Origin of the sequence: Paenibacillus silagei, assembly GCF_017874735.1 — a bacterium.
In the GTDB taxonomy this organism is placed as follows: Bacteria; Bacillota; Bacilli; order Paenibacillales; family Paenibacillaceae; genus Paenibacillus_AQ; species Paenibacillus_AQ silagei.
In genome coordinates, this window is record NZ_JAGGLV010000022.1 from 109,806 (window position 1) to 135,061 (window position 25,256).

The window sequence follows — 25,256 nt, forward strand, 5'->3', positions numbered from 1 at the left end:
AGGAGAAGCAGAAGCCGCCCGGACCTTGAACGGCACAACAAATAAGCCCGCTCTGTAAAAGAGGGGCCGGTTGCGTCCAGGCTTCGTATGATATCGTCAGCCGCTGCTCCACTAAGGCAAATGCTCCTTGCAGCAGCCGCTTTATGTTATGGTTAGTACAGTTAGATAACAGCGGTGGGATTGTTACAGAGAAAGGTAAAAGGAGCACGTAAAATGACACCATTCACGCGAAAAGTTATTCTCATTATTCAGTCGATCCCGGAAGGCTCCGTCATGACCTACGGCGGGATTGCCCGGGCTGCCGGAAGTCCCCGGGCGGCCCGGCAGGTCGTGCGCATTCTGCATTCCATGAGCAGGAAGTACAAGCTGCCGTGGCACAGGGTCATCAACGCCAAAGGAATGATCTCGCTCACCGAAGACGAATCCGCCTCCCTGCAGCAGCTATATTTAACCGGAGAGGGCGTTATCTTCGATGAACGGGGCGTGGTTGACCTGGAGCGCTACCAGTATGTTCCGGCTCCTGAGCTGGAGATGGACATGGAGCTTCCGCCTGAACTCGGCGATGAGGAGGACACTTAACCTCTCTTCCTCCGGCCCTCGGAGTAACTCCTGCGGCTCCCGCCCGCCAGCCCGTTCAGCAGGCAATACATCGTGGCATAGATCACCAGCAGCACAAAGGCGACGAACAGGCTGAAGAACACTGACTGCCGGTTCAGACTGTCCATGACCAGCCGGTAGAGCTGATGGCGGTCCGTCAGCACATCCCAGCTGTTCAGCCGGTAGACTCTGCCAAGCAGGACGCCGTAGCCGCCCATGACACAGGCGAACAGGACGAAGACCCACGAGAGCAGCATGTTGCTTTTCCGGTAGATCACGTGCTGGAACTGGTACAGGGAGAAGAATCCGGTCAGCCAGCCGCTCCAGGTGAACAGGAGGAGGGTGGTCAGATCATACCAGTACCGGTTCTGGATCGTTCCGCCGACGATATACTTGCTTTTGCGGACAGTCAGATGGATCAGGTCAGTCATAATATAAGGCGCATTCGGAAAAAACAGCAGCCAGGCTACGCCCAGCGGCAAAATCAGCAGCCCCCCGATCTTCCGCTTATCCAGCTCATGCGCAGCCATGGAGAAGAAGAACGGCACCCAAGCCAGAAACAGATTCCAGAGCAGAAAGGCATAGAACGTATCTGTCTGAAGCGAAACTACGCGGTATACCGCAAGTGTTGCCGCCGTCATAGCAGCCAGAAGGATGAAGACCTTGGTATAATTCAGTTCTTTCATGAAGGATAATCTCCTAACCTTGATATAGTCCATTTCTGTAATTGTACAAATATGGGGCTGGATAGTCCAATATCGGGGGCAGTAACCGCACGCTGCGCATTGTGTTCGGTTTTCCGCATACACCCTTTCTTAAAGAACAAAATGCCTGCGGTATCCCCATTGTGATCGGTTTTTCGACCATATCTGCCTCACAAACCTCTGCCGCACCAAATGTGATCGGTTTTTCGACCATATCTGCCCCACACGCCTCTGCCGCACCAAATGTGGTCGGTTTTTCGACCATATCTGCCCCACACGCCTCTGCCGCACCAGATGTGGTCGGTTTTTCGACCACACTCCGTCCAGATGACCACGCGCTGGCCATGTGTTCGGTCGGACGAAAATCATAATTTCCTTAACAATAAAAAAGCAGCGCTGCCCATGAGGGTAGTGCTGCTTGTATGACGTTAATAGGCAATGGCGGCGCCTGCGGACTGGTAACCCAGGTTACCTTGTACCCGCGTCAGCCCTGCACCGCGTGGGCTATACCCCGCCGCTGAGCTTGCGGGCCACCGCAGGGGTGCGGCCCTTGAAGGCCGCGCTGCGCGATGAGGATTCCTCCAGCCCCGAGAGGGCGCTGCATTCTCTGAAGGCCGCATGCGCGCAGCCCCGGCACCGGCTCGGATTCACGCTGCCCAGCGCTTCATTGATCGCTTCGCCGGTATGATCATAGAACTGGGCAGCACCGATCCGGTCGTACAGCCCCGTTCTCTTGAGCAGCTCCAGCGGCTGGCTCTGGATGCCTGAGATCATCAGTCTGCCGCCAGCGGCCTGCAGCTCCTTCACCAGCGCTGCCAGATTGGCCTCGCCTGTCGTATCCATCAGCGGCACCTTGCCCATGCGCAGCAGGATAAGCTTAGGCTGATCCGGGCCGAGCTCGGGCATGGTGTGGTCGAAGCGGTAGGCAGCGCCGAAGAACAGCGGTCCCTCCACATTGTAGATTCCGATCTGCGGACAGTCGTGGCTCTCTGTTACCATATGGGCCTCGACCTTGACGGAAGACGGGTCAGGCAGCACCTTGGAGATTCTATGCACCTCACCCATACGCTTGACGAAGAGCACAACGGCCAGGATCAGCCCCACCTCTACCGCCACGGTCAGATCAGCGAATACCGTCAGCAGGAAGGTAATCGCCAGCACCAGTGAATCCCCGGTCTTCAGCTTCAGCAGGTGGAGAAATTCCTTGCGTTCACTCATATTCCAGGCTACGACCATCAAAATCGGAGCCATCGCTGCCAGCGGAATGCTGGAGGCGTAAGGGGCGAACAGCAGCAGGATCAGAAACACCACCACACCGTGAATGATCCCGGAGAGCGGAGAAGCGGCACCGCTGCGTATATTGGTGGCAGTTCTGGCAATCGCACCGGTAGCCGGTATCCCGCCGAAGAGCGGCGCGGCGATATTGGCGACCCCCTGGCCGATCAGCTCACGGTTGCTGTCATGGCGGCTGCCCGACATGCCGTCGGCCACGACTGCGGAGAGCAGCGACTCAATGGCCCCCAGCAGCGCAATGACAAAGGCCGGACGGATCAGCAGCTTGATTTTCTCCCACGTAATGACCGGGAAGTGAAAGCTGGGGAGTGTATTCGGGATATCTCCGTAGGCGGAGCCGATGGTCGTCACCTTGCCGCTGAAGAACAGGGCTGCGATAACCGTGGCACACAACAGTCCAATCAGAGAACCCGGCACCTTCGGGGCAAACCGCAACCCCAGCACCACTACGCCGAGACATACTCCCGCAGTCAAAATGCTGTACAGATTGATTGTGGAGAGATGCGCCCCGATCTCCTTCATATTGTCGATAAAGCTCTCATGCCGCTTCATGTCCCTCAGGCCAAGGAAGTTCGCAATCTGCCCGCTGAAGATAATAACGGCAATCCCCGCTGTAAAACCAATGGTCACTGGCTTCGGAATGAACTTTATCAATACCCCCAACCGCAGAACACCCATCAAGACAAGAATCACCCCGGCCATCATTCCGGCAATCAGCAGATTCTCGTACCCGTACTGCATGGCAATAGCGAACAAAATAGGAATGAATGCACCCGTAGGCCCGCCAATCTGGAACCTGGACCCGCCGAATAAGGAAATCAGTATGCCGGCCACAATGGTTGTATAGATTCCGTACTCCGGCTTCACACCGGAAGCAATAGCAAATGCCATCCCAAGCGGGATGGCAATAACGCCGACGATTGTCCCTGAAATGATATCCTTGCGCAGCGAAGCAATGTTATAGCCTTTGAAACGGCCCCACCCTGTCATCCTATAACCTTCTTTTCTCTGAATATCTGATTATTTGAATATAATACCCACATTACTCCTGCCCGCTGCTCTTGTCAACGGGGTAATCCGCCCCCCGGAGCCCGGGGTTATTCGCTGCGGATGCCTTCAAGCAGGGAAATGGTACTCACCAGATGATTGTCAAAGATCTGTCTGGCTACAGCCAAAAGCTCCTTAATCAGAGGATCACGTAGGGCATAGATGACAGTGGTCCCTTCCTTGACGCTGGTGACCACATTTTTGGCCCTGAGGACGGCCAGCTGCTGGGATACCGCAGAGCCTTCCGACCCCAGGATCGCCTGCAGCTCGTTCACATTCTTCTCGCCTTCGCTAAGCAGCTCCAGAATCCGAATACGCATCGGGTGCGCCAGCGCCTTGAAGAATTCCGTCTTAAATTGTTGAATATCGCTGTTCATCAGACTTCTGCTCCTTATGCTGTTACTTGTTCCAATCTATATTATATTAGCTCATTTGCCTGAAGGTGGCTATGCCGGGACAGGAAATAGTTCGTCCGCCAGGGGCCCTGCGGCCCCTACAGATTCACCGGATACAGCCTCGCTTCACGGGTCCTCAGCTCGACGAAGCCGCCCAGCGCCATCGGTTCCCCCAGGCATTCGAACATGATCAGGTCGCGGCCGATCCGCAGATAACCCGTGCCGTCCTCCTCTATATTTTCCAGCACGCCTGTCAGGATGACCGTGTCCCCTTCGATACGCAGGCCAAAGGCACCGCCGGGAGCAGGCACAATATCGACCCAGCTCATGAACAGCGCCGGCAGCTCCCATTCTGCCACCCATTCCTCACCCGGCTGAACAGGCGGCCCGCACCAGATGGCTCTGGCTTCCCCCCATTGTGCTGCCGCGAATCTGATTTCCCCGGTCCGGGGACCTTGTCCAAGAATGTGTATGTTCATCTTCATTAGCTCCATCTTCGTTCATTGGTATAACGTCATTATACATGACAGGGCGCCGGAGAGGATATCAGGTGTAATTCTGCGTTGCTTTGTTCAGATACGTGCTGGGATGCAGCCAGGGATGCTTGAAGAACTCGTGTTTGTCGGTGATTTTGCGGGAGACGCTGAGGTCATAATCAATCATGTGCTTCACCTTCTCCGCGAGGCTTCTGCCCTTCACCAGCAGGCCCAGCTCGTAATCATGGCAGGCACTCCGTTCATTAATATTATAAGAGCCGTGAAATACCGCCTGCGCTCTGTGGTCGTAGATGATTTTCCAGTGGGAGAAGCGTTCAGTCGCACTATAATCATAGAAGGATACGCCGTTACAAAAGGGAACGTACATGTTGCTGCGCACCGCCGCCCGGTTCGTCGGATGATCATTAACCAGGAGCGGATTGCAGATGGTAAGATGGCAGGCGCGCTCCGGCCCCACTTCACCCAGCCGGTCCCAGAAGGCCTGATCGATCAGATACGGATTCACAATAAGGGTCTCATCGGCCGCATAGGTGATCACATCCAGAATATATTGCTGAATCAGATTCACCGGGTTGCCGGGAAAGCTCGCGAAGAGCGTACACTCCTCCTCCCCGAACGCATAGTCCACCGCAGGACGATAGAAGGGTGACGCCAGGTCAAAGTGATCCCCCCCGAGCAGCAGCCACCTGGAGTGAAAAACAGCGTTCAGCGACTGGGCCACAGCCCCCTGAATGCGGAAGCAGCCGTCATGCCACTCCTCTTCCTTCGCGGGGATACCGAGCGGACGTCCATCCACCTGCTGATCCGGGGCTTCCTCAATGGGGGAGGCGAACGTATACTGGTCCCCGATATTCAGACTGCCGATAACGGAAGTTATTCCGTCTATAATCATGAATTTGCGGTGATCAATCACATTCAGCCCGGTCACCTCCACATCCTCCTGAACCTTATCCTGCAGAAAAAGGATGCTCTCAGGCACGCCCTGTGACTTCAGCACCTTGCGCTTCGCAGCCCATTCCTCTGCACCGTAATAGGAGTGGAAGGTATCCAGGAGCCTCGCACCTGCCTGCTCCAGACGCCCGGCAATCTTGGAGAATTGCCCCACCTCCAGATTCTGGCCGTATCCGAGCGCAGTGACCGTATAATTCACCATGATTCTAACCTCTACCCCGCGCTCAAGTGCATGAAGCAGCTCACTAGCGATAAGGTTCCCTGAATGGTCATTGAAGAACAGCATCACGGACAGATGAATATAACGCTCAGCCTTGCCGATCTCGCCGAGCAGCATGTCCAGACATTGCGGCCCGTTCACATAAGGATCTACCCGGTTATGCCGGGTGGTCTGCGGGGCCAGAGCCCTGAGCTTACCGGAATCGAGTCCTGCTACTGTATCCGCGAGCTGATTAAGCCATTCCTGGCTTATACCCGGCAGTTGCCCGAGTTGCTGCATATCGGTTATGACGCCCCCGTACTCCTGCCGGTAAGCGCGTGCGGTATCATTTTGCAAAAGAGGGGTAAACGCCGGCTCAGCCTCTTCCGCGCCTTCGGTAAGCGAGGCCAGGGAGCCGCCCGAAATATGATAATTCACGTAATCTATGAGATCCTGCTGAAGCTGCCCGTCCTGCTCGGCAGCAGCAGGGATTGAGGTTAACCGGTGATTATTATGTAGATTAGTCATGCTGTCTTCATCTCCTTCGTTCTTCCCCGCCTTGCTTCGTCAGCAAATGACAAGCCAAGTAAGGGTAAGGTAAGATACCCGGCTTGTACGTTTTATAAACGGCATGGCACCTATCAAAATAATCCCACAAAGTGGGGCCTTACCTTCGATGATGACTCAGGTACTTTGCGGGGATCCCAAAACATATAAATTATTCTCTTAAAAAAGGATGCCCGCAGCAGTCATTAGACTGCCGGAGCATCCCGGGATTCCAGATTGTATAGGGTGAACCGCTTAATTCGTAATTATTTGCTCAATTCCTCAGCGCTATACACCTTAACATCAAGCGGTGCGGTCAGGAACTCTCCCGCTTTGGCGGCGAAGCCGGTGAAGTGAGGGCTTGTGTTGTGAGCGGCAACGGCGGCCTGGTCACGCCAGGTCTCAACCATAATATAGAGACTTCCGTCTGCTGCATGCTTATACAGCTCGTAGGACAGGTTCCCTTCTTCTTCGTGTGTGGCGGCAATCAGCGGCTTCGCTGTGGCCAGGAACTCTTCCTCCCGTGCAGGATTCACATGAAGCAGCGCATGGATAATAATCATTTGGATATTCCTCCTAGAATTTCATGGGTATAGAGTATTATTTCCACTGGGCAATCGTGTCAATAGGCAGACGGACGGAGGCGTAGCCCTCTTCCAGTGCTTTGCCGATCGAAATCAGCATGACCGGAATGTAGCGTTCTTTGTCCAGACCGAACATTTCAGCGATCTGATCCTTTTCAAATCCGCCGATCGGATTGGTGTCATACCCGTGTGCGCGGGCGGACAGCATCAATTGCATGGAGACCAGACCGGCGTCAATCATCACGGTCTCTCTGTTCACATCTGCGGGCAGCTTGGCGAAGTGGGCGCCCAGGGCGGCCAGCTGTCTTTCTTTCACCTCGGCAGGCATAAGTCCGCGTTCTACAGCCGTTCCGTAGATTTGTTCAGCGTAATCGAAGTTATTCATATCACCGAATACGGCAATCACCGCTGCGGAGGTTTCGACCTGAGTCTGGTTGAACTTGGCAATAGGGGCCAGCTTGGCTTTGGCTTCCGGGCTTTCGATGATCACAAAACGCCAAGGCTGCATATTCACGGAGGAAGGCGCCAGCGTGGCTTCAGTAAGAATCTCTGTCATTTCCTCTTTGCTGATTTTGACGGATGAATCATATTTGCGGATTGAGCGGCGTCCTGTAATAATGCTGATGTAATCATTGTTTTTGGTAGTGTTCATGATAATTTGCTCCTTTAAAATGGTTTGATTATTGTTTCCGGCTACAGTAAATTAATGTTATATTGCAGCCGGGTAAGCATCTCTGCGAGCACAGTGCGCTCCTGTTCATTGAATCCGTTCAGCAGATCGCTGATGAACTCGGTCTTGTTCTCCCGGTAGGCATTGATATGCTCACGGCCTTGACCAGTCAGGGAGACGAGAGTCACCCGATTATCGGCTGGGTTATTGCGGCGGGCGATCATCCCGTTCTCTTCAAGCCCTTTTAAGTGGCGGGTAACCGCTGCTGCATCGATCTCCAGAAGCTTTTGCAGGGAAATCTGACTGATCTCGGAAATCCGGTACAACTCTTGCAGCAGCCTGAAGCGGGTCGGAGTCATGCCGGCGCAGCGCTCGAATTTGGGGCCGATTTCTTTGTGCAGGGCCTGTAGCAGTTCGAAAATCTTATGTTCATCGGGCTGAACTTCGCTCAAAATTAACCCCCTCACGCAAATAAATTGTGCAAAACCTTTTCGACAAAACATACTTTACACCTAATTCGTTGACCCGTCAACTAATAATTTTTGGAGGAGGCTGCCAGTATGAAAATAGCCCTGATTCAGCTCGATATAGCATTTGGCAAACCGGAGGTGAATTATGCTGCCGCCGAGCGCAAAATTCGTGAGGCTGCCGCCGGCAGTCCAGACTGCATTATTCTTCCAGAGCTATGGACAACGGGATATGACCTGACCCGGCTGGGCGAAATCGCAGATCCCGGCGGACATACCACGGGTGCCTTGATGTCAGGTCTGGCCCGGGAATACGGCGTGAATATCGTTGCCGGCTCCATTGCCGTCAGGCAGGAGAACGGCGGCATTACGAACAGTATGTATGTCTTTGACCGCAGCGGGGCGTGCACCGGGGAGTATAGCAAGCTGCATCTGTTCAAGCTGATGGAGGAGCATCTCTACCTCCAGCCCGGCGCAGCCAAGGGACTGTTCACGCTGGACGGTATCTCCTGTGCCGGGCTGATCTGCTACGACATCCGGTTCCCGGAATGGGTCCGGGTTCATATGGCCGCAGGGGCCGAGATCTTGTTCATCAGCGCCGAATGGCCGCTGCCCCGCCTCTCTCACTGGCGCGCGCTGCTGATCAGCAGGGCGATTGAGAACCAGTGCTACGTTGTAGCATGTAACCGGGCAGGGGCAGATCCGGCGAACACCTTCGCTGGACATTCCCTGATCATCGATCCTTGGGGCGAGATTGTCAGCGAGGCCTCCGGGGGCGAAGAGATCCTCCGCGGCGAGCTTGACCTCGCCCGGGTCCGGGAGGTACGGGGGCAGATCCCGGTCTTCGCGGACCGGCGTCCGGAGTTGTATAGGTAGTTGGGGCGGTGCAGACGTAGAGGCTGATTGCGGGGGGCGGCATCTTTTGCCCCCGCAATCAGCCTCTTGGACCGTCTCAGGCCCGCTCACCCTCGCGCGTGCACATTGTATGCTGTTTTTCACATACATTCGGCCCGCGCACACCCCAGCCTGCACATTGTATGCTGTTTTTCACATACATTCGGCCCGCGCACACCCCAGCCTGCATATTGTATGCTGTTTTCCGCATACATTCGGCCCCGCGCACACCCCAGCCTGCACATTGTATGCTGTTTTTCGCATACATTCAGCCGCGCACACCCCAGCTTGCACATTGTATGTTGTTTTTCACATACATTCGGCCCGCGCACACCCCAGCCTGCATATTGTATGCTGTTTTCCGCATACATTCGGCCCGCGCACACCCCAGCCTGCATATTTATGCTGTTTTCCGCATACATTCGGCCCGCGCACACCCCAGCCTGCACATTGTATGCTGTTTTTCACATACATTCGGCCGCGCACACCCCAGCCTGCACATTGTATGCTGTTTTTCGCATACATTCGGCCGCGCACACCCCAGCCTGCACATTGTATGCTGTTTTCCGCATACATTTGGCCCGCGCACACCCCAACCTGCACATTGTATGCTGTTTTTCGCATACATTCAGCCACCCGTCGCTGCCGCCAGTAGCCACCCGTTTCAGCGGGCGTACCTCTCGCGCAGCATACGCGCTGCTTCAAGCACCTGCGGGTCGCTGTACTGCAGGCTGTAGCCTGTCTCCTGCTGCAGAAGCTCCGCCGGCAGCAGGCGGGTTCCCCGGCCGGCAAGCGCCTGCCGGATACCCGCAGTGAATTCGGCCGCCGAAGACGGGCCGCCAAGCTCCGCGAGCGCGGCAATGGTCTCCGGCCGCACGCGCGGATAGTCCAGGGAGGCATCGCCGTCCGCTGCATCCTGATAGAAGCGGCGGATGCACTCTCCGCGCGCGAGCCCCGTGCCGGACACAATCACGAACGCGTGGACGAAGTACGCGTTGCTCTGTCTGCGCTGGGCAATGCCGCAGAACTTGCGGCCGCCGATCGCCAGGTCGAAGTCACCGGGGCAATACGACCCGGTGACTTCCTCCGCCCGGATCTGCGCCGCTGCCTGCGGATGGCCCGCAGCTACCGCTTCGGTAATCACCGAAGCCAGCAGCCGGAAATCATCGTGGAAGTCCAGCTTGCCCGCAGGCTTCGGCAGCAGCAGGGACACGTTGATCACTCCCGCATCCAGCGGCACCGCAGCGCCGCCCGAATGGCGGACTGCCGTACGGATGCCCTGCTGCTCCAGCGCCTGCATCGCCTCTGCTGCGCGGGGCAGCTTGCTGTCCCGCAGCCCCAGCGCTACTCCGCCGGGGTGGCTCCAGAGATGCAGCACCGGCGGGACCTTACCGGCCCCGACATCACGGCACAGCACCTCTTCAAAAGCAAACGGAATCAGCATATCCTCCGCAGATGCCTCTTCCCCTTCTCCCCCTTCTTCACCGCCGGTATGCGTGAAGAGGATCATCTGCTCCGGCAGCCTTCCCGCCGCCCCGCTCTCCAGTACATCATAAGGTTCACTCCGCATGCTGATTCCCCTTTCTATCTATAAGCTATAAGCCCTGGCCAATCTTAACTCCGTTAACTATTCACATTGTAACCGATCTCTCCCCGCACCGTACAACCGGCAGTGTATGCCCTTACAGATTTGAAATAGCGAAGCGAACCCGTTATCCTTAATGTAGTGAAGAAGAATATACCAGCCATAAGATTCGCGCATAAGCTCATGCTATACACAACCTCTAGGAGTGATGCTGCATGACAACCGAACCACAGGCAAAAGACAGGCAACTAAGCAAATTCAGGCAATGGGAACAGGCAATGAGCAAGCTGTACATTCATTTTCAGGACTACAGCAAGGAGGCTCGCAAAGAGTTCAACGATGAGGATATTCATCAGGCCAGAGTCAATAGCCGCAAGCTGCTGACCCTGTTGTCCATTCTTGATCCGGGCCATACTGCAACGGCAGACTTGTATGACAGCTTCAAGCAGGCCCAGAAGAAGCTCGGCAGAGTCCGTGATGCAGATGTGCTGATTGGGTCGTTTGAAGCCCGGCGCAAGGCAGCGAAGGCTGCTGGTGATAAGAAGACTGCCAAGCTGCTGAAGGCGGTAATCGAACACCAGAAGGATACACGGAAGGCCGCCCGCAAGAAGCTGAGGAAGGCACTGCCCAAGCTGTCCGGCCAAGCGCTCGAAGCGCTATGGACACCTTTTATCGAGACAGGGCTAGAGCCCCTCGCTGCCAAAAAAGACGCCAATGTCGCCATGCGCGAGCTTGAAGTCGCCTTTGAACAGAAGAAAAAAGCCTGCAAGACCTTATTCAAGGGTCCTCAAGCTGAATCAAAAGAAGCCTTTGAAGCTCTTCATGAGCTGAGGATCGCCGCCAAGGAATTGCGGTATACGGCGAATGCGGCCGCTTTTGCGCTGGATCAGAAATTCCATGCCCATGAAGCCTTCTATAAGGACATCCAGGACCAGCTCGGACTCATTAATGACAAGCGGGTATGGCTTGAGACGCTGCAATCGATTGGACGCGAAGAGCTGGATGTCGGCAAAAAAGTCTGGACTGCCTTCACCGATACGCTGCGGGCAGAGGTACTGGAGGCTCTTCATCAGAACGGGGTCGTCCCTGTTGCTGAGGCTAAGCCCCCCAAAATAGGGCATCATACCTGATCATCCCATACATCCTATGAACAAAGGCAGGACGCCGCATGTTATCCAAGCGGTATCCTGCCTTTGTTCATAAGCGCCACGTACTATAGCATTCCGGCAGCCCATAATCCGCCTCTGCGGATCATCCGTCGCAGCGGCTCTGAAGAGAAGGAAGGCAGATGGTGCCCAGGCATCAGATAGACCACCCGGCCTTCGCCGAAGGGATGGCACCATGCCGCCGGTCTCATCGCCCCGTCATGCGGATATTCGGCCAGCACCGTTGTCTTGAAGTAGGGATGCTGCTCGAAATAGTAAGGCTCGTCCTCTATGACAAAATCAGAGCTCCCCTCCATAATCGGGTGCTCCGGCGCAGTCACCTTCATCTGAAGCGTCGTGAACGCCGGATGATGGGTGAACCGGGCACCGAGCATCGCCCCAAGTTCCTGATTACGCTGCAGAGATATGCCGTTATGCACGACAAGCAGCCCGCCGCCGCCAGCCACATAAGCAAGCAAGGCTCCGCTCTGCGCAGCGGGTAACTGCTCCTCTGAGAATTCCGTATAGGAGACCACCAGCCTGCATTCTGCCAGCTCTGCCTGGTTCATCCGTCCGTAATCCTCCGTAGAGACCACCTGAAGCTCCGGCTCAAGGAGCTGCTCCAGCTCACGGTCTACCCCCTCGAAGGGATGATATTTCACTTCAGTATAGCTGCCGAACGCCAATGCTTTGTATGAAGACATGCTACACACACCTCTCTTTTGCCAAGTTAGCCTGTCCTGAATGTTCGTGTCACCAGGGCCAGAGATTGCCGTCCAGATCGATATAAGCCGGTTCTTCGGCCAGATACATCTTGTGGTTATGAACGATCGTCATAATCTTGCCTGCTGATTCTTCAGGAGTTACAGGCGCCTCTGCATCCTTCTCCCCGTTCATATAGGTCTGCAGCCAGCCGGGATGGAAGACCAGCACTTGTCCGCCCATCGCACGCAGGTGATTGTGCAGCAGCGAAGACTGCATATTAAGCGCGGCCTTCGACATACAGTAGCCATACATATTGATCCGCTTGTTCCGCCCGATGCTTCCGGCCTCCGACGAGATATTAACCACCAGACGCTGGCGGCCTTGCAGCAGTAAGCCCATCAATGCATTGCTCACCCTCAGCGCACCCAGCGTGTTCACGTTATAAATCTCCGCCATAGCTTCATCATCCATATCCACGAGCACTGTTGCATCATCAGACTTGTGGATAATCCCTGCGTTATTGATAATCATATCAAGGTGCCCTGTACTTCCGGCAATACTCCGCGCGGCCTCCTTTACGCTCCCTGCACTGCCGATATCAAGAGGAACCAGCTTCAGGCTATCCGGGTATTGCGCTTTCAAAGCTTCAAGTAGCGCAGGGTCCGGCAAATACTGTCCGGCAAACACCATGTATTTACTCTCCAAAAGAGAACGAACGAGGCATAATCCCAGTCCACGGTCAGCACCGGTAACACAGGCAACCCTTTTCATGAGCTCCCCCCTCCTATCTGCATAATTATGCTACGAGCCTAGGTCCATCCCTCTCACATTAGCATGGCTGCAGGCCGTTAACAACATCCTGCAAGGGAGGGCAGGCTAAGCAGAACTTTACTTTTGCTTTAATTTTGAACTATGCTACAATCATGATTAATAGTTGTTAACAACACAATTGTTGACAACAGGTTTCATTAACTCTTACCCAGGAAGGTGATCCTACGATGTCTATTCAACAAATCCACACTAAGGAAGAATTACAGCAATATATCGGGCAGCCTGGCAAAAAACTGCTCTTCAAGCACAGCACCACCTGCCCGATCAGCGCCAAGGCCAACGAGGAGTTCCAGGCCTATACACAGCATTCAGATACTCCTGCAGCCGTGGTCCATGTGATCGAAGACCGTCCTGTCTCCAATCAGATTGCTGAGGATTTCGGGATCAAGCATGAATCCCCGCAGATTTTCCTGCTGGAGGACAGCGAAGTCCGCTGGAACACCTCACACTGGAAGATTACCCAAAAAGCGATAAAGGAAGCAGTGGAACAATGAGCGCGAACGTAATTGTCTATTCAACCTCCGGCTGCGGCGAGTGCAATCAGGTCAAACAGCTGCTGGAGAGCAAGGGCATTCCCTTCGAGGTCCGGGATGTGATGACCAGCTCCGTCTATCAGGAGGAAGTGGAGAAGCTGGGCTTCATGGGCATTCCAGTCACCGTATCCGGGGACCGGGCGGTCAAGGGCTTCAATCTCCCTGAGCTTCAGGAGCTTATGGATGCTGCTGTTCTGTAATATACACAAAGGTGCTGTCCTCAACAGGAGCAGCGCCTTTTTTTTGCGATTCATCGATGAAATAATTGTATATTTATATATATCTGGACAAGGAGGATTGATCCTTTGAAGTGGCTACAGGATGAGCATGCCGCCAAATGGCGTGAAGAAGGACAGCGTTATGTGAGCAACGTCAATCAATTCGTACATAAGGGACTGACGGAAGGCTGGGACAAAGCGGGAAAAGAACCCGCAGAGGATACACGCGGGGGCCTCGCCGCCAAAATCTATAAGATGATTCGGGGAGCCAATGAACACGGTGAGATTGCTGAGCTGCGGGAGCAACTACCGGCGGCAACGTGGCCGCTCTCCGGGCACTTCCAGAAGGAGATGCAGGCGATTCGCGGTATCCATTTCATCAGTGATGATGCTGTGGTGTTCAGCACCGGCTCACCTTGGGAGAAGAATGCAGTTTTGGCAGTACATAAGGATGTTATTTCCGTATTCGACGAGTTTAGCCTGGTTGGGGCATCTCCTGACAATCAGTTCTATGCACTCGCCGGAACTCAAGGCATTACCATTATGCAATCCATGAACAGCACTCTACAAGGAAAAGTTGTAGCAAATCTCTCCTGGCGTGAGCTGAATGGCACGATTCAAGCGCTGGACCCGGAGTTTACTGTTTTGAACATAGACAGCCTGGATCAGGAGTTACCCTTGGAGCAAGTCATTCCTTTTAACGGGGGCCAAGCGTTATTGCTTGTTACGAGCCAGGGGATTTTCCTGGTCCAGCAATCGCAGGAGAAGGAGAAGCTATGGGAGGTGAAGCTGCTGCATCCTGATCTCGAAGAATATAAAGCAGATGAGATGGAGCATATCGAGATCGACATGCCGCATGGTGCCGTTTCTCCGGATGGAAGATGGATTGCCTATGGCAGCCAGGGCAGTGATCATCTTTTATATGACACAACTTCAGGGCAGGTTCACTTATTCAATCCGGAATCCAGTTACCCGCACTATACTATATTTACGAAGGACCAGCATAGCGTATGGTACAATGCCTGCCACTTCTATAATGGCGTTACCCTTGCTGTGTCCCTTGAAGATGCGGAAGCAGGAAAGCTCCCGTCCGATCAGGAATATCCGGTCGTTAACGAGGAAGCCCGGGTATATGCGGCGGCGGCACTGAAGGACGGTGTTGTCATTGGCGATGCCTATGGCTACTTGAGGCTCATTGATGTAGAGGGGCGGGAGCTGTGGCGTTATTACGCCGGAAGCACCATTTCTGGATTAGCTGTCGATCCGGATGAGACCATGCTGGCCGTGGGGACTTATGGAGGGATGCTGCATTTCCTGGACCTTCATGCCACTGAACGCAGCGACTATGAGATTACAACAGGAACCGTTCGTGAGGTGAAGCGGATTATTGCCTGGAAGAATCAGAATGAGCCGCTTTGGTGGTGAGCTGATACATGGAGAACCCTTCTTCCCCACCGTCGTCTGCCAAAAATAAAAAACAGCGCTTGAGCGAGATAAATGGCAGATAATCTGCTACATATAGGTGTTTTGGCTTCCCTATGCACAGCCATTCAGCCATTTGCTGAAAATAAGGCGAATAGCACTCTTTTCCATTTTTACAAACCCCCTCTGAAGAGAGTATGATTCGTGTTGAAAGCAAATGAATGCATTCATGAAAATGAGCATATGCATGCACGCTGAATTTCCGTCATGTGGAAAACGGGGGAACCATCCGGCCGTCAGGCCGACTTGGGGTGAATCCGAAGGAGAATGCCACGCGCAGGTCTCCGGCAGGTAGGGCGACTCTCACCGTCCGAATCCGACAGCTAACCTCGTAAGCGCCAAGAGAGAGCCCTGATCCGCCACGCTTTTGTGCCAGGCGTCTTAAGCCTGTTACCCACAACCGCAGGCAGAGGTCCTCCTCTGCCTGCGGTTTTTTGCGCGCTGGAATGAACTGCACAGTATAGATTCAGGAAGGAACGTGACCACATGCCTGACCCCTTATCGCCCAAACTAACCGCCGCTGCCGGATTCAACCACTACACCCAGCAATATAGCGGTCCCGTCTATGCGCTTAGCTGCCTGCTGCTGGAGCAAGGCGTCCGCGCCGAACAAGCTGCAACCGCCACCTTCGTGGCACTCCATCCACTATGGCTGAAGGGCCGCCTCTCAGGGGACGCCGCTGCTGCGGCTGCCTACAGAGAGTGCATCCGCCAGTGTGCCATGCTCGCCCACGACCGCAGCCGCTGCGCTTCTGCGCCGCTGAGCTGGGACGATCACGTTGCCAGTGCCTTATGGTACGGCATCCAGCTCCCCCTGTCCGACATTAGCCAGATTCTGGAGTGCAGCATCCCCGAGCTCAAGGCCCGGCTCAGAGGAATACGCGAACAGATGGCAGCCGCCCATTCAGCCTTGCCTGCTGTGCACCGCCCTTCGGCAGGTTGAGACTGGGAATAATGCGGGATACGCGGGATATAGGAATGAGTGCGGCGGAATGAGTTGGATGTGGCGGAATTGGTTTCAAATATAACAGCCTCTGTTTGCATTGATTGCGGCAGGGCTTTTTTTGTTTTTCTCTGATACGCAGAACAGTGATGACTTTCTTTCCCAATACTTTTATTATTGAAATTGTTGGAAATACATACTTAATGGGGGTAATCATTTGACGAATGGACAAGCTAAATCAGATCTTGATCACACACTAGAAAATTTGAAGAATGTAGTTCAATCACTAAATTCTAAACAACAAACCCTAATTACCGAATGGCTAAAGCTATACAGCGATTATTTGATCAAGGAACAAACCTTTAATCCTGTAACGGATACCATAAAGTATGAAGCTGGATCCATTGTGTCTATTGAGCTCGGATATAACCCAGGCTCTGAACATGGCGGCAGCCATTATGCCGTAGTGGTTGAAGACAACGCTAAAACTTCACCTATTGTTGTTGTAGTGCCTTTAGGATCTTCTAAACCAACGAAAGCTGTTCACTTTAATGATGTAGATTTAGGTGTTATTCCTGGTATTAATGCCTTAAGTAGGTACCCCGCTGACACTAAAAGTATTGCTACAGTTAGCCAAATTAGAGCCATTAGCAAAATACGAATTAGTGCACCCGTACGATCTGGAGATCAGATTATTTTTGTTCCTACTCCAGAATTACGCCGATTATATGATAAAATTAAACAAAGGTTCACTACCAAAGGATTAAACCGGACTAATCGTTAAGCCTATTTTTCATTCTTTGTTGCATTATATACTATTCCGTAATATAATAATGTACTGTACCAACAACACTGGTTTCGGCTTTATAACTAGCTAGGAACCCATTGCAATTAGCAGTAAACATACACTGATTCCCTTGAGGAGTCCTTAAGGCCCCTGATGCTTGCATCAGGGGCCTTGTCTTCTCCATAAATTAAGAATAATCTTCTGCTTACTCCAAAACATAGAATCCTGTTTCTGTCAGCCGTTCTGTTAAATAGAACTCAGCCCTTGCCCTTACCACCCTTGCCGCCCTTGGCAAACCGCCAAAAAGCCATACAGCAGCCGAGCAGGCCGGCTCCCAGCAGAAGGGTCTGTAACGCCCCCAGCCAAGTCGATTGATCCGACGGGATCAGGCTGCTGATAATAATCAGCAGGATCGAGGCCGCGACCAGCACGGGGGTTTGTCTACTTTTCTTCACAACACTTCACCACTCCTAAAGACTAATACTACTAAGGTACACCATCTCCGGCGTTTTCACCAGTTCACCACGGCTCCGGGCACACCCAGGCGGAAGAACGTATGGCGTCCTTGGCTAGTAATTCTTCACTCCATAGTAGTCAAAATCAGCGAAGGAGTCATGCTGGTGGGCATCAACGGAACCGATGAAATTGAACAAGCCTGTAAATCCTCCAATCTCCCCCGGCTCCCCGTTCACGCCTTCATCCGACAGATAGAGTACATCAATGTTTTCTACAAAAGCTTGCCAATCCCCGTTATCCCCGAAACGGTAAAGGATACTCGCGATGCCTGAATGATAGATAATCTTGAGCTCCGCTGTGTCTTCAGGGACTGGAATGTAATGGTGGACCAGCTCAATGCGTTGCCCCAGCTTGGCCTGAAGTACGTATAGAACGGTGCCCTCTGATTCGGAGTGGGTCAAGTGAACGTACAGCCAATTATTCGAATCATAGTATAGCCCCAGACCGGCCGTTTCCGAGTAGTGATCGGGATGAAATTCCACCTTGGTTTGAACTTCATAATGAAGGGAAGTTGCGCGTGTGGCCATAATCGCCGGATGGATCTGCGAGAACAAAGAATTCTCTCCATGAATGCGTAAGTAACCCGGACGTTCAACCGTATTCACCCATGCCGCTTGCTGGTCCCGGTACGGAGTCAGAAAATGAAGATCATATTTCTCCTGATTAAAATCATCAAATACGTTATGAGAGATTCCATCGGCCTCTAATTCAACACCTGTCATCCCCTCAACTTCCATTTTCGCCACATTCGATCCATCCTTCATTTCCAGCCAGCCATCCTCTGTCCAATGCATTTTTTGAATAGAGGTTTCACGGCCTAATGGATTTAAGAGCGTTCCTTCCACAGGCCGTGACATGAGATGAGCAATATACCATTCGCCTGTTTGAGTTTGCACTAATGAGCCGTGACCTGCTTTTTGCATAATTGAACTTGGATTATACATCTCAAAATGCCCGGCATCCGGATTGCCAAGTGAAAATAGATGCCGCGGCGAGGAGGTGATGATCGGCTCTCCCGACGGATGCGGTTCATAGGGACCAAAAATATTCTCCGAACGTCCCAGCTCAACACCATGAGCATAGCCCGTTCCGCCCGCAGCTAATAAAAGATAGTATTTATCTTTATACTTATAAATTTGCGGTGCTTCAGCACAGCCGCGGCTGGTAAAGCCTTGCGTCACCCGGTGCCATTGTCCAACTATCTTACCCTCATTCAAATCAAATTCAGCGATCACAATATGTCCAGGCGCCTGATACCCTTCACGGGTCTCCCATTCAAGAATGGACACATAGTGTTTGCCATCTTCATCATGGAAGAGCGCCGGATCGAAGCCTATAGATGTCAGATAGATGGGCTCCGACCAGGGTCCATGGATATCTTCTGCCCACATGGCATAGGAATCCGAGTTAAATTCACGGCCTGCCATGTTCAACATATGCGAATAGGCTAACCAATACCGCTTCGCCCTAGGATCGTAGGATAGATGCGGCGCCCAGATCCCGGCCGGAGTATTGGTCCCCCTCAAATTCACTTCACCTTTATTTAATACGGAGGCAGTCAGCTCCCAATTCGCTAAATCGGTTGATTTGAAAATTTGAACGCCGGGATTCCAATGGAACGAGGATGTCGCAATATAATACACATCACCCACTCTTATAATAGATGGATCTGGTGCCATTCCAGGGATAATAGGATTATTAATCTTCGTCATTTCTCTGCTTCCCTTCGCTGTTTAGCCATATTATTTACCCTTTTCTTGGTGTCTATGTATATTATAATAACTACTAACGTACTTATGCGATGGGATGATTACGGCTAGATTTACCCAAATCAAAGGCAGGTGCTGCAAATTGGAACATATGAATAGCTATCTCACAGGTGCACAGACGCTGCTGCTGCCGCGCATTGATTGGAATATACGCTTTTTTGGCGCACATACACAGACCGTTCCTGCCGATTGGAGCATGACTACAGAATCCCACCATGCCTTTGAGATTCTAATTGTGCTGGATGGGGCTCAAGAGACTAGGATAGATCATGAACCATTCATTGTGAGCAGTGATGATATTCTGCTGATTCCGCCTGGGTTCGAGCATACGAATAAATGCATTTCCGCTACATCAATGACCTATTTCTGCGCTCATTTTGATATAGACGAGCCTTCCTTACGGATGAGAATTATGAAGAACTGTGACTGGGTCTATAAACCCTCCCATTTGTATCATAGCCAGCTGAAAAAATGCCTTCAAAAATGGATCGATATTCTGCATGAGCCTGAGTTGTCGTTCACCAAAGCAAAGCTAAAAGCACAAATGGTCTTGTTCGAGTTATTGGAGGTGCTTGTAGATATCCAGCCGGTACAGACGGGGATACATGCTAACGAATCCATGACCACTGCAAAGTATGCCAAAGAAATTGCCGAAGCCATCAAGAGGGCTTTTAAGAAAAATTGCACCCAGGGAAATTCAGATTACACCATTCACATCCAGCCCATCATTGCTTCGCTTGGGATCAGCCCCAACTATGGATTAGAGGTATTTCAAAAAATATATAAAATGTCGCCCCGCACCTATCTATCCGACTTAAAGCTGCAGGAAGCAAAAATACTACTCCAGCAGCCCAGGATATCTTTAAATGAGATTTCAAGTCGTTTAGGTTACAAGAACCTCTCTCACTTCAGCAGACAATTTAAAAGATGGACAGGAATCAACCCCTCCGACTATCGTAAAAATAATGGTGTATAGCAAACACCCATCTGCCTTTATGGGGCCATCAACAAAAAAGCCCACCCGTAATTACGGATGAGCTTGGATTAGCTACAACTTCGTCTTATTCGCTACGTTTCTTAGATTTACCCAGGGTCACAAGCGTCATCATCATCCCCACAAGGCCCATGCCTAACAGCAATCCTTGCGAGAAATCCATTACGTTGCTTCCGTTTGGTTGAATCACTTGGCTGGCAGCAATGGCTGCGAGTGAGGCCAGGAACAGCGTCGATGCCTGTTGGTTTTTGAATTGTTTTTTAATCATGTTAGACACTCCTTAGCAGGTTTTTATTTTGTATATAATCTTAGATTTTATAAGCCTTCATCGCTTTTCTGATCTCTTTGATGCTAGGGCGCTTGCCGTACATCAGGACGCCGGTGCGGTAGATCTTGGCGGCGAGCCAGCCGAAGAGGAAGGTTGTCGCCAGCAGGATCGCCAGCGAGACCATGATCTCCCAGAAGGCGACCTCCCCGACTCCGATCCGCAGCAGCAGGCTGAGCGAAGAGGTGAATGGTACGAAGCTCGCTACCTTCACCAGCAGCGTATCTGGGTTCGAGATGCTGAACAGCGGCAGATAGAAGCTGACGAAGCCCAACATCATGACCGGCATCACGGCCTGCCCCAGATCCTCTGTCCGGCTGACAATGGAGCCGACAGCAGCATACATCAGGGCGTACAGGAAGTAGCCCAGGATATACAGGATGAATCCATAGACAATCATGCTGACATTAAGCTGTCCCAGATTCAGATCGAAATCGCTCAGGATCGTGGAATTATGCGGCAGCATCAGGTTGACGGCGATGGCAGCCGAGATAATGGCGATCTGCATTAGTCCAACGAGGAAGATTCCGATGACCTTGCCGAACATCTGGGTCAATGGTGAGGCGCTGGTGATGAGAATCTCCATAATGCGCGAGCTTTTCTCCGAGGTAATCTCGGCCGAGATCATGTTGCCGGTCATCATCACCGACATGAAGAACAGAATCAGGAGGATATAGACAATCACATAGTTGATAATGGGTTTGGATTGATCCTGATCTGCGCTACCTACAGCCCCGTCAGTACTTAGCTGTGCGGTATCAATCGACACCGGAGCAAAGATCGCCGCCACCTGGCTCTCGGTCAGCTTGTCGCCGACAATCAGGCCGGTATTCACCTGCTGCAGAGCAGCTTGCAGATTCGTTTTTAATTCGCTGTCGATCTCTCCGTCTTTGCTGTGATACGTTACCGGAGGCACCCCTTCACTGCCCTCTGCGGCGAAGGTGAGGTATCCCTCGATCTTCTCATCCTCCAGCCCCTGCTTAAGCGCAGCATCCTCAGCGGAAGGATAAGCGGTAAATACGACTTTATCTTCGGCTTCAGCCGGCGGAGTATAAGCGAGCAGCAGCTCGGCAGGCCGGAAGCCCTGCTCGGCAACGACTCCGATCTGTGTCGCGTCCTTGGTACCGTCTTCTCCGTTGAACACTTTGATTAGATAAGGAATATTCATCCCAATGCTCAGCAGAAGCACCAGGATCAGGGTAGTAATCATGAAGGATTTCGTTCTTACCTTGTTCTTGAATGTGAAGCCGATAATAGTTGCCATTTTATTCATTGGATTCACCCACCGCTCTGATAAAGATTTGGTTTAGCGTCGGTTCCTTAATCTCGAAATGCTCGACCTCGCCTTGAGCCACAGCCAGTTGAAGAATGCGCTGCGCCGCTCCCAGGTCATTGATGGTTAAAACATACCCGCGCTCCTGCCGCTGCACTCCAGTAACTCCGGCAAGCTCGGCAAGTCCGTTCACTTCCCCGGCGGTGCGCAGTACAACTTCTTCCCGCGGATACCCCTTCTTGATCTCACGGATATCTCCCTGAACCACGGTGTTCGAGCGGTCAAGAATCGTGATATTCCGGCATAATTCCTCAACATGCTCCATGCGGTGCGTAGAGAACAGAATGCTCGTTCCCAGATCCCGCATCTCTCTGACGGTATCCTTCAGCAGCTCCACATTGACCGGATCGAGGCCGCTGAAGGCTTCATCCAGGATCAGAATCTTCGGCTTATGGACCACAGCGGCGACGAAGCCCATCTTTTGCTGATTTCCCTTGGACAGCTCTTCAATCTTCTTATTGTAATATTCCGGTACATCGAAGCGCTCCAGCCAGTACTTCAGGCTCTTATCCGCTTCACTCGCGGACATCCCCCGCAGCTGAGCCAGATAGATAATCTGATCGCTTACCTTGACCTTCGGATATAATCCCCGTTCTTCCGGCAGATAGCCCATCAGATGCTGAAGCTCCTTACTATACGGCTTGCCGTTATACAGGATGCTCCCTTCGTCGGGATAGATCAGGCCGAGCACCATGCGCATGGTCGTTGTTTTGCCGGCGCCGTTGGCACCCAGCAGACCGTAAATCTCGCCTTGCTCCACCTTTAGACTGATTCCGTTGACGGCCGTCTTCTCACCGTACTGCTTCACTACCTGCTTCAACTGCAATGCTTCCATTCTTATTCCCCTCTCTTCTGGTCAATCAGAACCGGACGATGTCCCCGGGTCCATAAGCTTAGGATTTCATCCAGCTCCAGGCTGCGGCTCTTGAGTACCTTTACGCCCAAATCGTGAATGCGTTTCTCATACAGATAAATTTGCTGGGTTAAAAATGAAGCTACACCCGGCGTTTCCAGCTTCAGCTCCAGCGCTTGCGGCAGCTCGGCTGCCAGCTCCTGCAGCGCCTGCTCTCCCTCAATTTGAACCCATATTTCACTCCATGAACCAAACAGACTGTCCTTCTCGGTCATTCCCAGCAGCTGCCCCTGGTGCATCAGCACGATATAATCCGCCAGCCGCCGGACTTCTTCAACAATATGGGTCGAGATGACAATCGTGGCCTCGTGTTCATCCATGTATCTCTGCAGCGTCTCAATCATGATCTTCCAGGCAAAAGGGTCCAGGCCCGAAGACGGCTCATCCAGCAGCAGCAGCCGGGGCTTCACCGCGAGGGCGGCGGCAAGCTCGAACTTGCGGCGCTCGCCCTTGGACATTTTACCCAGTCTGGCATTCTCTGGCACTTCAAACTTGCGGACCAGCTCCTCGAAGTAGCTCTGGTCCCAGGAAGGATACCAATGGCTGCGGAAGGCGGCCGCCTCACCGGGTGTCCAGAAGTTCTCCTCAGGCTGGGGCATCTCCGGCACGTAAGCGATGCTCTGGCGGAGCTCCATCGGCAGCACACCGCGGTAAGTCTCTTCATACCAGCGGATCTCCCCTTCATCCGGCAAAATCAGCTGCAGGAGCATATTCAGCAGCGTGCTTTTGCCCGCGCCGTTCTGGCCCACCAGCGCTGTAATATATCCTTGCGGCAGCCGGAGATTCATCGGCCCGATGGTCTTGTTGCGCCGCTTCTTCCATACATCCCGCAGTTCTATGGCTTGCTGTCCCATCAGCTTCCCCCTCTTTCTGCCTGCTTCCCGTATTTGTTCTTCACGATCTCTGTGAACAGCCTGGTTAGTTCCTCTTCGCTGCAATGGACGGACAGTCCCGCCTCCACGGCGCTCTCCAGCGCCTTGCGGACGGTCTCCTGCTTATAGTCCTCCATGGCTCCGGTCCCGATATGGGATACGAAGGTGCCCGTCCCCTGCCGGGTCCGCAGCAAGCCCTCGTTCTCCAGATCCTGATAGACGCGGCGGACCGTTATGACACTGCACTTCAGGTCACCTGCGAATTCGCGGATGGAAGGAAGCAGCGTCCCTTCTGTAATCGCACCTGAGATAATCAGCGATCTGAGCTGCGTCTCGATCTGATGGTACAGCGGCTCTGCGCTGTTCTCATTAATTTGTATAGGTATCCACATCATTTACACCTGCCTTCCAGGCCCGGCCCCCGGATGAACGCCTTGCCCCGTCTCATACGAGATCACGGCTCTTCAGCCGGTGAATCGTCCATCTGGAGAATAGCTGAATCGATAGCATGCCAAGTGCCAGCGCCCCCCACATCAAGGGAGACAATAGGCCCCACTCCTTGGATACAGCGACCGTGGCGAGCAGAATATTGCCTCCCGCCAGGTAGACTAGTCCTGACACGCCCAGCGCCAGCAGCATAACGGCTGAGATGATCCAGAAGTACATGACGCCGCTGACCGAGAACTCGATGATAATGTACATGCCAGCGACAATCAGGCTGTAACCGATCCAGGTAAAAGCAAAAGCCAGATACGAAGCAGGCGGCAGTTCAGCGCGTATTCCGGGGCTGAGCAGATAGATCAGGCTGAAGAACAACGTGCTGTTCATGGCAACGGCGAGCAGGGTGTCCAGCTTTCTTTTACAGAGAATAGCTGCTACCGGTACCGGCAACGCCCGCATATACGCCAGCATCCGGGTATAGGAATCCTCCGAGATATACTTCATTGTCCGCCGGGAGAAGGTGATCGTGAGCATGAGCATCATCGTAACCATCAGAATATCGCTGAGCAACTGCTTGTCATGTCCTGTTAGCGTATCGTCAATGACCATTCCTGACAGTGCGGCAAAATATCCCATGAACAGGAGCGAGAACAGCAGCGCCCACAGCAGCTTCCAGCGGTCACCGTGGAATTCGCTGCGTACGATGACCCACGCTTGCTTTAATGTTGTCATAACTTCTAACCTCGCTTTATTCGTCTTGAACGGCAGGAGACGGCAGATCAGCTAGCCTCAGTGTGTATCTGTGTGTGCTTACTGTATATATCTATATACACAGTATATGACCTGTGTTTTCCACTGTCAACAGAAAAACTCTACTATTCTTAGTATTTCGATTCCACGCACGAAAAAAACCCCGCACATAGGCGGAGGCTCCTGAAAAACTAGCCGTTCTTAGAAAAAGTAAAAAAACGTATCAAAAAGACGACGCTATTCGGTCCTCCGAATGGACGTCGTCTTTTTC

29 protein-coding genes and 1 riboswitch are annotated in these 25,256 nt (G+C 52.8%); of the genes, 9 read left to right on the forward strand and 20 right to left on the reverse strand.

Translation table 11 applies throughout. The features are described from left to right. The first annotated feature begins 213 nt into the window (after positions 1-213). Entirely contained in the window at positions 214-579 is a 366-nt protein-coding gene (locus tag J2Z70_RS25760; protein ID WP_036722238.1) for an MGMT family protein, read from the forward strand. On the opposite strand, the gene J2Z70_RS25765 is transcribed toward J2Z70_RS25760, so the two are convergent. The 9 genes from J2Z70_RS25765 to J2Z70_RS25805 all read right to left on the reverse strand — a co-directional run bounded on the left by J2Z70_RS25765 (position 576) and on the right by J2Z70_RS25805 (position 7,935). Then, the gene (locus J2Z70_RS25765) at positions 576-1,283 is read right to left on the reverse strand and encodes a DUF1361 domain-containing protein (protein WP_209877911.1); all 708 of its coding nucleotides are present in this window, start codon (positions 1,281-1,283) and stop codon (positions 576-578) included. The genes J2Z70_RS25760 and J2Z70_RS25765 overlap by 4 nt on opposite strands. Positions 1,284-1,296: 13 nt before the next feature. Then, positions 1,297-1,647 (reverse strand): hypothetical protein, encoded by a 351-nt coding sequence (locus J2Z70_RS25770; protein WP_209877913.1) that lies wholly within the window; start codon positions 1,645-1,647, stop codon positions 1,297-1,299. A 158-nt stretch (positions 1,648-1,805) separates the two neighbouring features. Next, positions 1,806-3,584, reverse strand: a complete 1,779-nt coding sequence (locus J2Z70_RS25775) for a SulP family inorganic anion transporter (protein WP_036722225.1) — start codon at positions 3,582-3,584, stop codon at positions 1,806-1,808. 107 nt (positions 3,585-3,691) lie between these two features. Next, positions 3,692-4,018, reverse strand: a complete 327-nt coding sequence (locus J2Z70_RS25780; RefSeq protein WP_036700195.1) for an ArsR/SmtB family transcription factor — start codon at positions 4,016-4,018, stop codon at positions 3,692-3,694. 116 nt (positions 4,019-4,134) lie between these two features. After that, positions 4,135-4,515, reverse strand: a complete 381-nt coding sequence (locus J2Z70_RS25785; RefSeq protein ID WP_209877915.1) for a hypothetical protein — start codon at positions 4,513-4,515, stop codon at positions 4,135-4,137. Between the two features lie 67 nt (positions 4,516-4,582). Next, positions 4,583-6,211, reverse strand: coding sequence for a phospholipase D-like domain-containing protein (locus J2Z70_RS25790; RefSeq protein ID WP_209877917.1), 1,629 nt, complete (start codon positions 6,209-6,211; stop codon positions 4,583-4,585). A gap of 284 nt (positions 6,212-6,495) precedes the next feature. Then, on the reverse strand, positions 6,496-6,792 hold the full coding sequence (locus J2Z70_RS25795) for a putative quinol monooxygenase (protein WP_076083848.1): 297 nt from the start codon (positions 6,790-6,792) through the stop codon (positions 6,496-6,498). Positions 6,793-6,829: 37 nt separating this feature from the next. Then, positions 6,830-7,465, reverse strand: a complete 636-nt coding sequence (locus J2Z70_RS25800) for a nitroreductase family protein (protein ID WP_155991204.1) — start codon at positions 7,463-7,465, stop codon at positions 6,830-6,832. A gap of 41 nt (positions 7,466-7,506) precedes the next feature. Further along, positions 7,507-7,935 carry a MarR family winged helix-turn-helix transcriptional regulator gene (locus tag J2Z70_RS25805; RefSeq protein WP_051477777.1) on the reverse strand — a complete coding sequence of 143 codons (429 nt, stop codon included), beginning with the start codon at positions 7,933-7,935 and terminating at the stop codon, positions 7,507-7,509. A gap of 108 nt (positions 7,936-8,043) precedes the next feature. Here J2Z70_RS25805 and J2Z70_RS25810 point away from each other — a divergent pair, with 108 nt between their 5' ends. Further along, positions 8,044-8,826, forward strand: a complete 783-nt coding sequence (locus tag J2Z70_RS25810) for a carbon-nitrogen family hydrolase (RefSeq protein ID WP_209877919.1) — start codon at positions 8,044-8,046, stop codon at positions 8,824-8,826. Positions 8,827-9,508: 682 nt separating this feature from the next. Here the strand turns inward: J2Z70_RS25810 and J2Z70_RS25815 are convergent. Continuing rightward, positions 9,509-10,414 (reverse strand): lipoate--protein ligase family protein, encoded by a 906-nt coding sequence (locus tag J2Z70_RS25815; protein WP_209877921.1) that lies wholly within the window; start codon positions 10,412-10,414, stop codon positions 9,509-9,511. A 230-nt stretch (positions 10,415-10,644) separates the two neighbouring features. Between J2Z70_RS25815 and J2Z70_RS25820 the strand changes: the two genes are divergently transcribed. Beyond that, positions 10,645-11,559: a CHAD domain-containing protein gene (locus J2Z70_RS25820; protein WP_209877923.1), complete on the forward strand. Its 915-nt coding sequence runs from the start codon at positions 10,645-10,647 to the stop codon at positions 11,557-11,559. 83 nt (positions 11,560-11,642) lie between these two features. On the opposite strand, the gene J2Z70_RS25825 is transcribed toward J2Z70_RS25820, so the two are convergent. Both J2Z70_RS25825 and J2Z70_RS25830 read right to left on the reverse strand, forming a co-directional pair. Then, on the reverse strand, positions 11,643-12,278 hold the full coding sequence (locus J2Z70_RS25825) for a ThuA domain-containing protein (RefSeq protein WP_209877925.1): 636 nt from the start codon (positions 12,276-12,278) through the stop codon (positions 11,643-11,645). Positions 12,279-12,327: 49 nt separating this feature from the next. Continuing rightward, entirely contained in the window at positions 12,328-13,050 is a 723-nt protein-coding gene (locus tag J2Z70_RS25830; protein WP_076083811.1) for an SDR family NAD(P)-dependent oxidoreductase, read from the reverse strand. 227 nt (positions 13,051-13,277) lie between these two features. Here J2Z70_RS25830 and ytxJ point away from each other — a divergent pair, with 227 nt between their 5' ends. The 5 genes from ytxJ to J2Z70_RS25855 all read left to right on the forward strand — a co-directional run bounded on the left by ytxJ (position 13,278) and on the right by J2Z70_RS25855 (position 17,069). Further along, positions 13,278-13,604, forward strand: coding sequence for a bacillithiol system redox-active protein YtxJ (gene ytxJ, locus J2Z70_RS25835; protein WP_076083788.1), 327 nt, complete (start codon positions 13,278-13,280; stop codon positions 13,602-13,604). Next, positions 13,601-13,843 (forward strand): glutaredoxin family protein, encoded by a 243-nt coding sequence (locus J2Z70_RS25840; RefSeq protein ID WP_036722203.1) that lies wholly within the window; start codon positions 13,601-13,603, stop codon positions 13,841-13,843. The genes ytxJ and J2Z70_RS25840 overlap by 4 nt, the downstream gene beginning before the upstream one ends. Before the next feature lie 105 nt (positions 13,844-13,948). Further along, complete coding sequence (locus J2Z70_RS25845) at positions 13,949-15,286, forward strand: WD40 repeat domain-containing protein (RefSeq protein ID WP_209877926.1); 1,338 nt, start codon at positions 13,949-13,951, stop codon at positions 15,284-15,286. A 239-nt stretch (positions 15,287-15,525) separates the two neighbouring features. Continuing rightward, a riboswitch (cyclic di-AMP (ydaO/yuaA leader) is annotated at positions 15,526-15,695 on the forward strand. Positions 15,696-15,829: 134 nt separating this feature from the next. After that, positions 15,830-16,285: a hypothetical protein gene (locus J2Z70_RS25850; protein ID WP_209877928.1), complete on the forward strand. Its 456-nt coding sequence runs from the start codon at positions 15,830-15,832 to the stop codon at positions 16,283-16,285. Between the two features lie 217 nt (positions 16,286-16,502). Continuing rightward, complete coding sequence (locus J2Z70_RS25855) at positions 16,503-17,069, forward strand: type II toxin-antitoxin system PemK/MazF family toxin (RefSeq protein ID WP_209877930.1); 567 nt, start codon at positions 16,503-16,505, stop codon at positions 17,067-17,069. Between the two features lie 260 nt (positions 17,070-17,329). On the opposite strand, the gene J2Z70_RS25860 is transcribed toward J2Z70_RS25855, so the two are convergent. Together J2Z70_RS25860 and J2Z70_RS25865 are read right to left on the reverse strand one after the other, a co-directional pair. Beyond that, positions 17,330-17,527, reverse strand: a complete 198-nt coding sequence (locus J2Z70_RS25860) for a hypothetical protein (protein ID WP_036722196.1) — start codon at positions 17,525-17,527, stop codon at positions 17,330-17,332. Positions 17,528-17,641: 114 nt separating this feature from the next. Next, positions 17,642-19,300 (reverse strand): glycoside hydrolase family 43 protein, encoded by a 1,659-nt coding sequence (locus J2Z70_RS25865; RefSeq protein WP_209877933.1) that lies wholly within the window; start codon positions 19,298-19,300, stop codon positions 17,642-17,644. A 148-nt stretch (positions 19,301-19,448) separates the two neighbouring features. On the opposite strand from J2Z70_RS25865, the gene J2Z70_RS25870 reads away from it, so the two are divergent. Next, the gene (locus J2Z70_RS25870; RefSeq protein WP_209877935.1) at positions 19,449-20,333 is read left to right on the forward strand and encodes an AraC family transcriptional regulator; all 885 of its coding nucleotides are present in this window, start codon (positions 19,449-19,451) and stop codon (positions 20,331-20,333) included. An 85-nt stretch (positions 20,334-20,418) separates the two neighbouring features. On the opposite strand, the gene J2Z70_RS25875 is transcribed toward J2Z70_RS25870, so the two are convergent. The 6 genes from J2Z70_RS25875 to J2Z70_RS25900 are packed head-to-tail and all read right to left on the reverse strand — an operon-like array spanning position 20,419 to position 24,967. Continuing rightward, the gene (locus tag J2Z70_RS25875) at positions 20,419-20,619 is read right to left on the reverse strand and encodes a hypothetical protein (RefSeq protein WP_209877937.1); all 201 of its coding nucleotides are present in this window, start codon (positions 20,617-20,619) and stop codon (positions 20,419-20,421) included. Positions 20,620-20,659: 40 nt separating this feature from the next. After that, complete coding sequence (locus tag J2Z70_RS25880; protein WP_209877939.1) at positions 20,660-21,949, reverse strand: ABC transporter permease; 1,290 nt, start codon at positions 21,947-21,949, stop codon at positions 20,660-20,662. Then, a complete protein-coding gene (locus J2Z70_RS25885; protein ID WP_036722182.1) occupies positions 21,942-22,844 on the reverse strand; it encodes an ABC transporter ATP-binding protein in 903 nt (300 codons plus the stop codon). The genes J2Z70_RS25880 and J2Z70_RS25885 overlap by 8 nt, the downstream gene beginning before the upstream one ends. Positions 22,845-22,846: 2 nt before the next feature. Then, positions 22,847-23,776 carry an ATP-binding cassette domain-containing protein gene (locus tag J2Z70_RS25890; RefSeq protein ID WP_036722179.1) on the reverse strand — a complete coding sequence of 310 codons (930 nt, stop codon included), beginning with the start codon at positions 23,774-23,776 and terminating at the stop codon, positions 22,847-22,849. Beyond that, the gene (locus J2Z70_RS25895; RefSeq protein WP_209877957.1) at positions 23,776-24,186 is read right to left on the reverse strand and encodes a GntR family transcriptional regulator; all 411 of its coding nucleotides are present in this window, start codon (positions 24,184-24,186) and stop codon (positions 23,776-23,778) included. The genes J2Z70_RS25890 and J2Z70_RS25895 overlap by 1 nt, the downstream gene beginning before the upstream one ends. Before the next feature lie 52 nt (positions 24,187-24,238). Beyond that, positions 24,239-24,967, reverse strand: a complete 729-nt coding sequence (locus tag J2Z70_RS25900) for a hypothetical protein (protein ID WP_209877941.1) — start codon at positions 24,965-24,967, stop codon at positions 24,239-24,241. Positions 24,968-25,256: the final 289 nt, after the last annotated feature.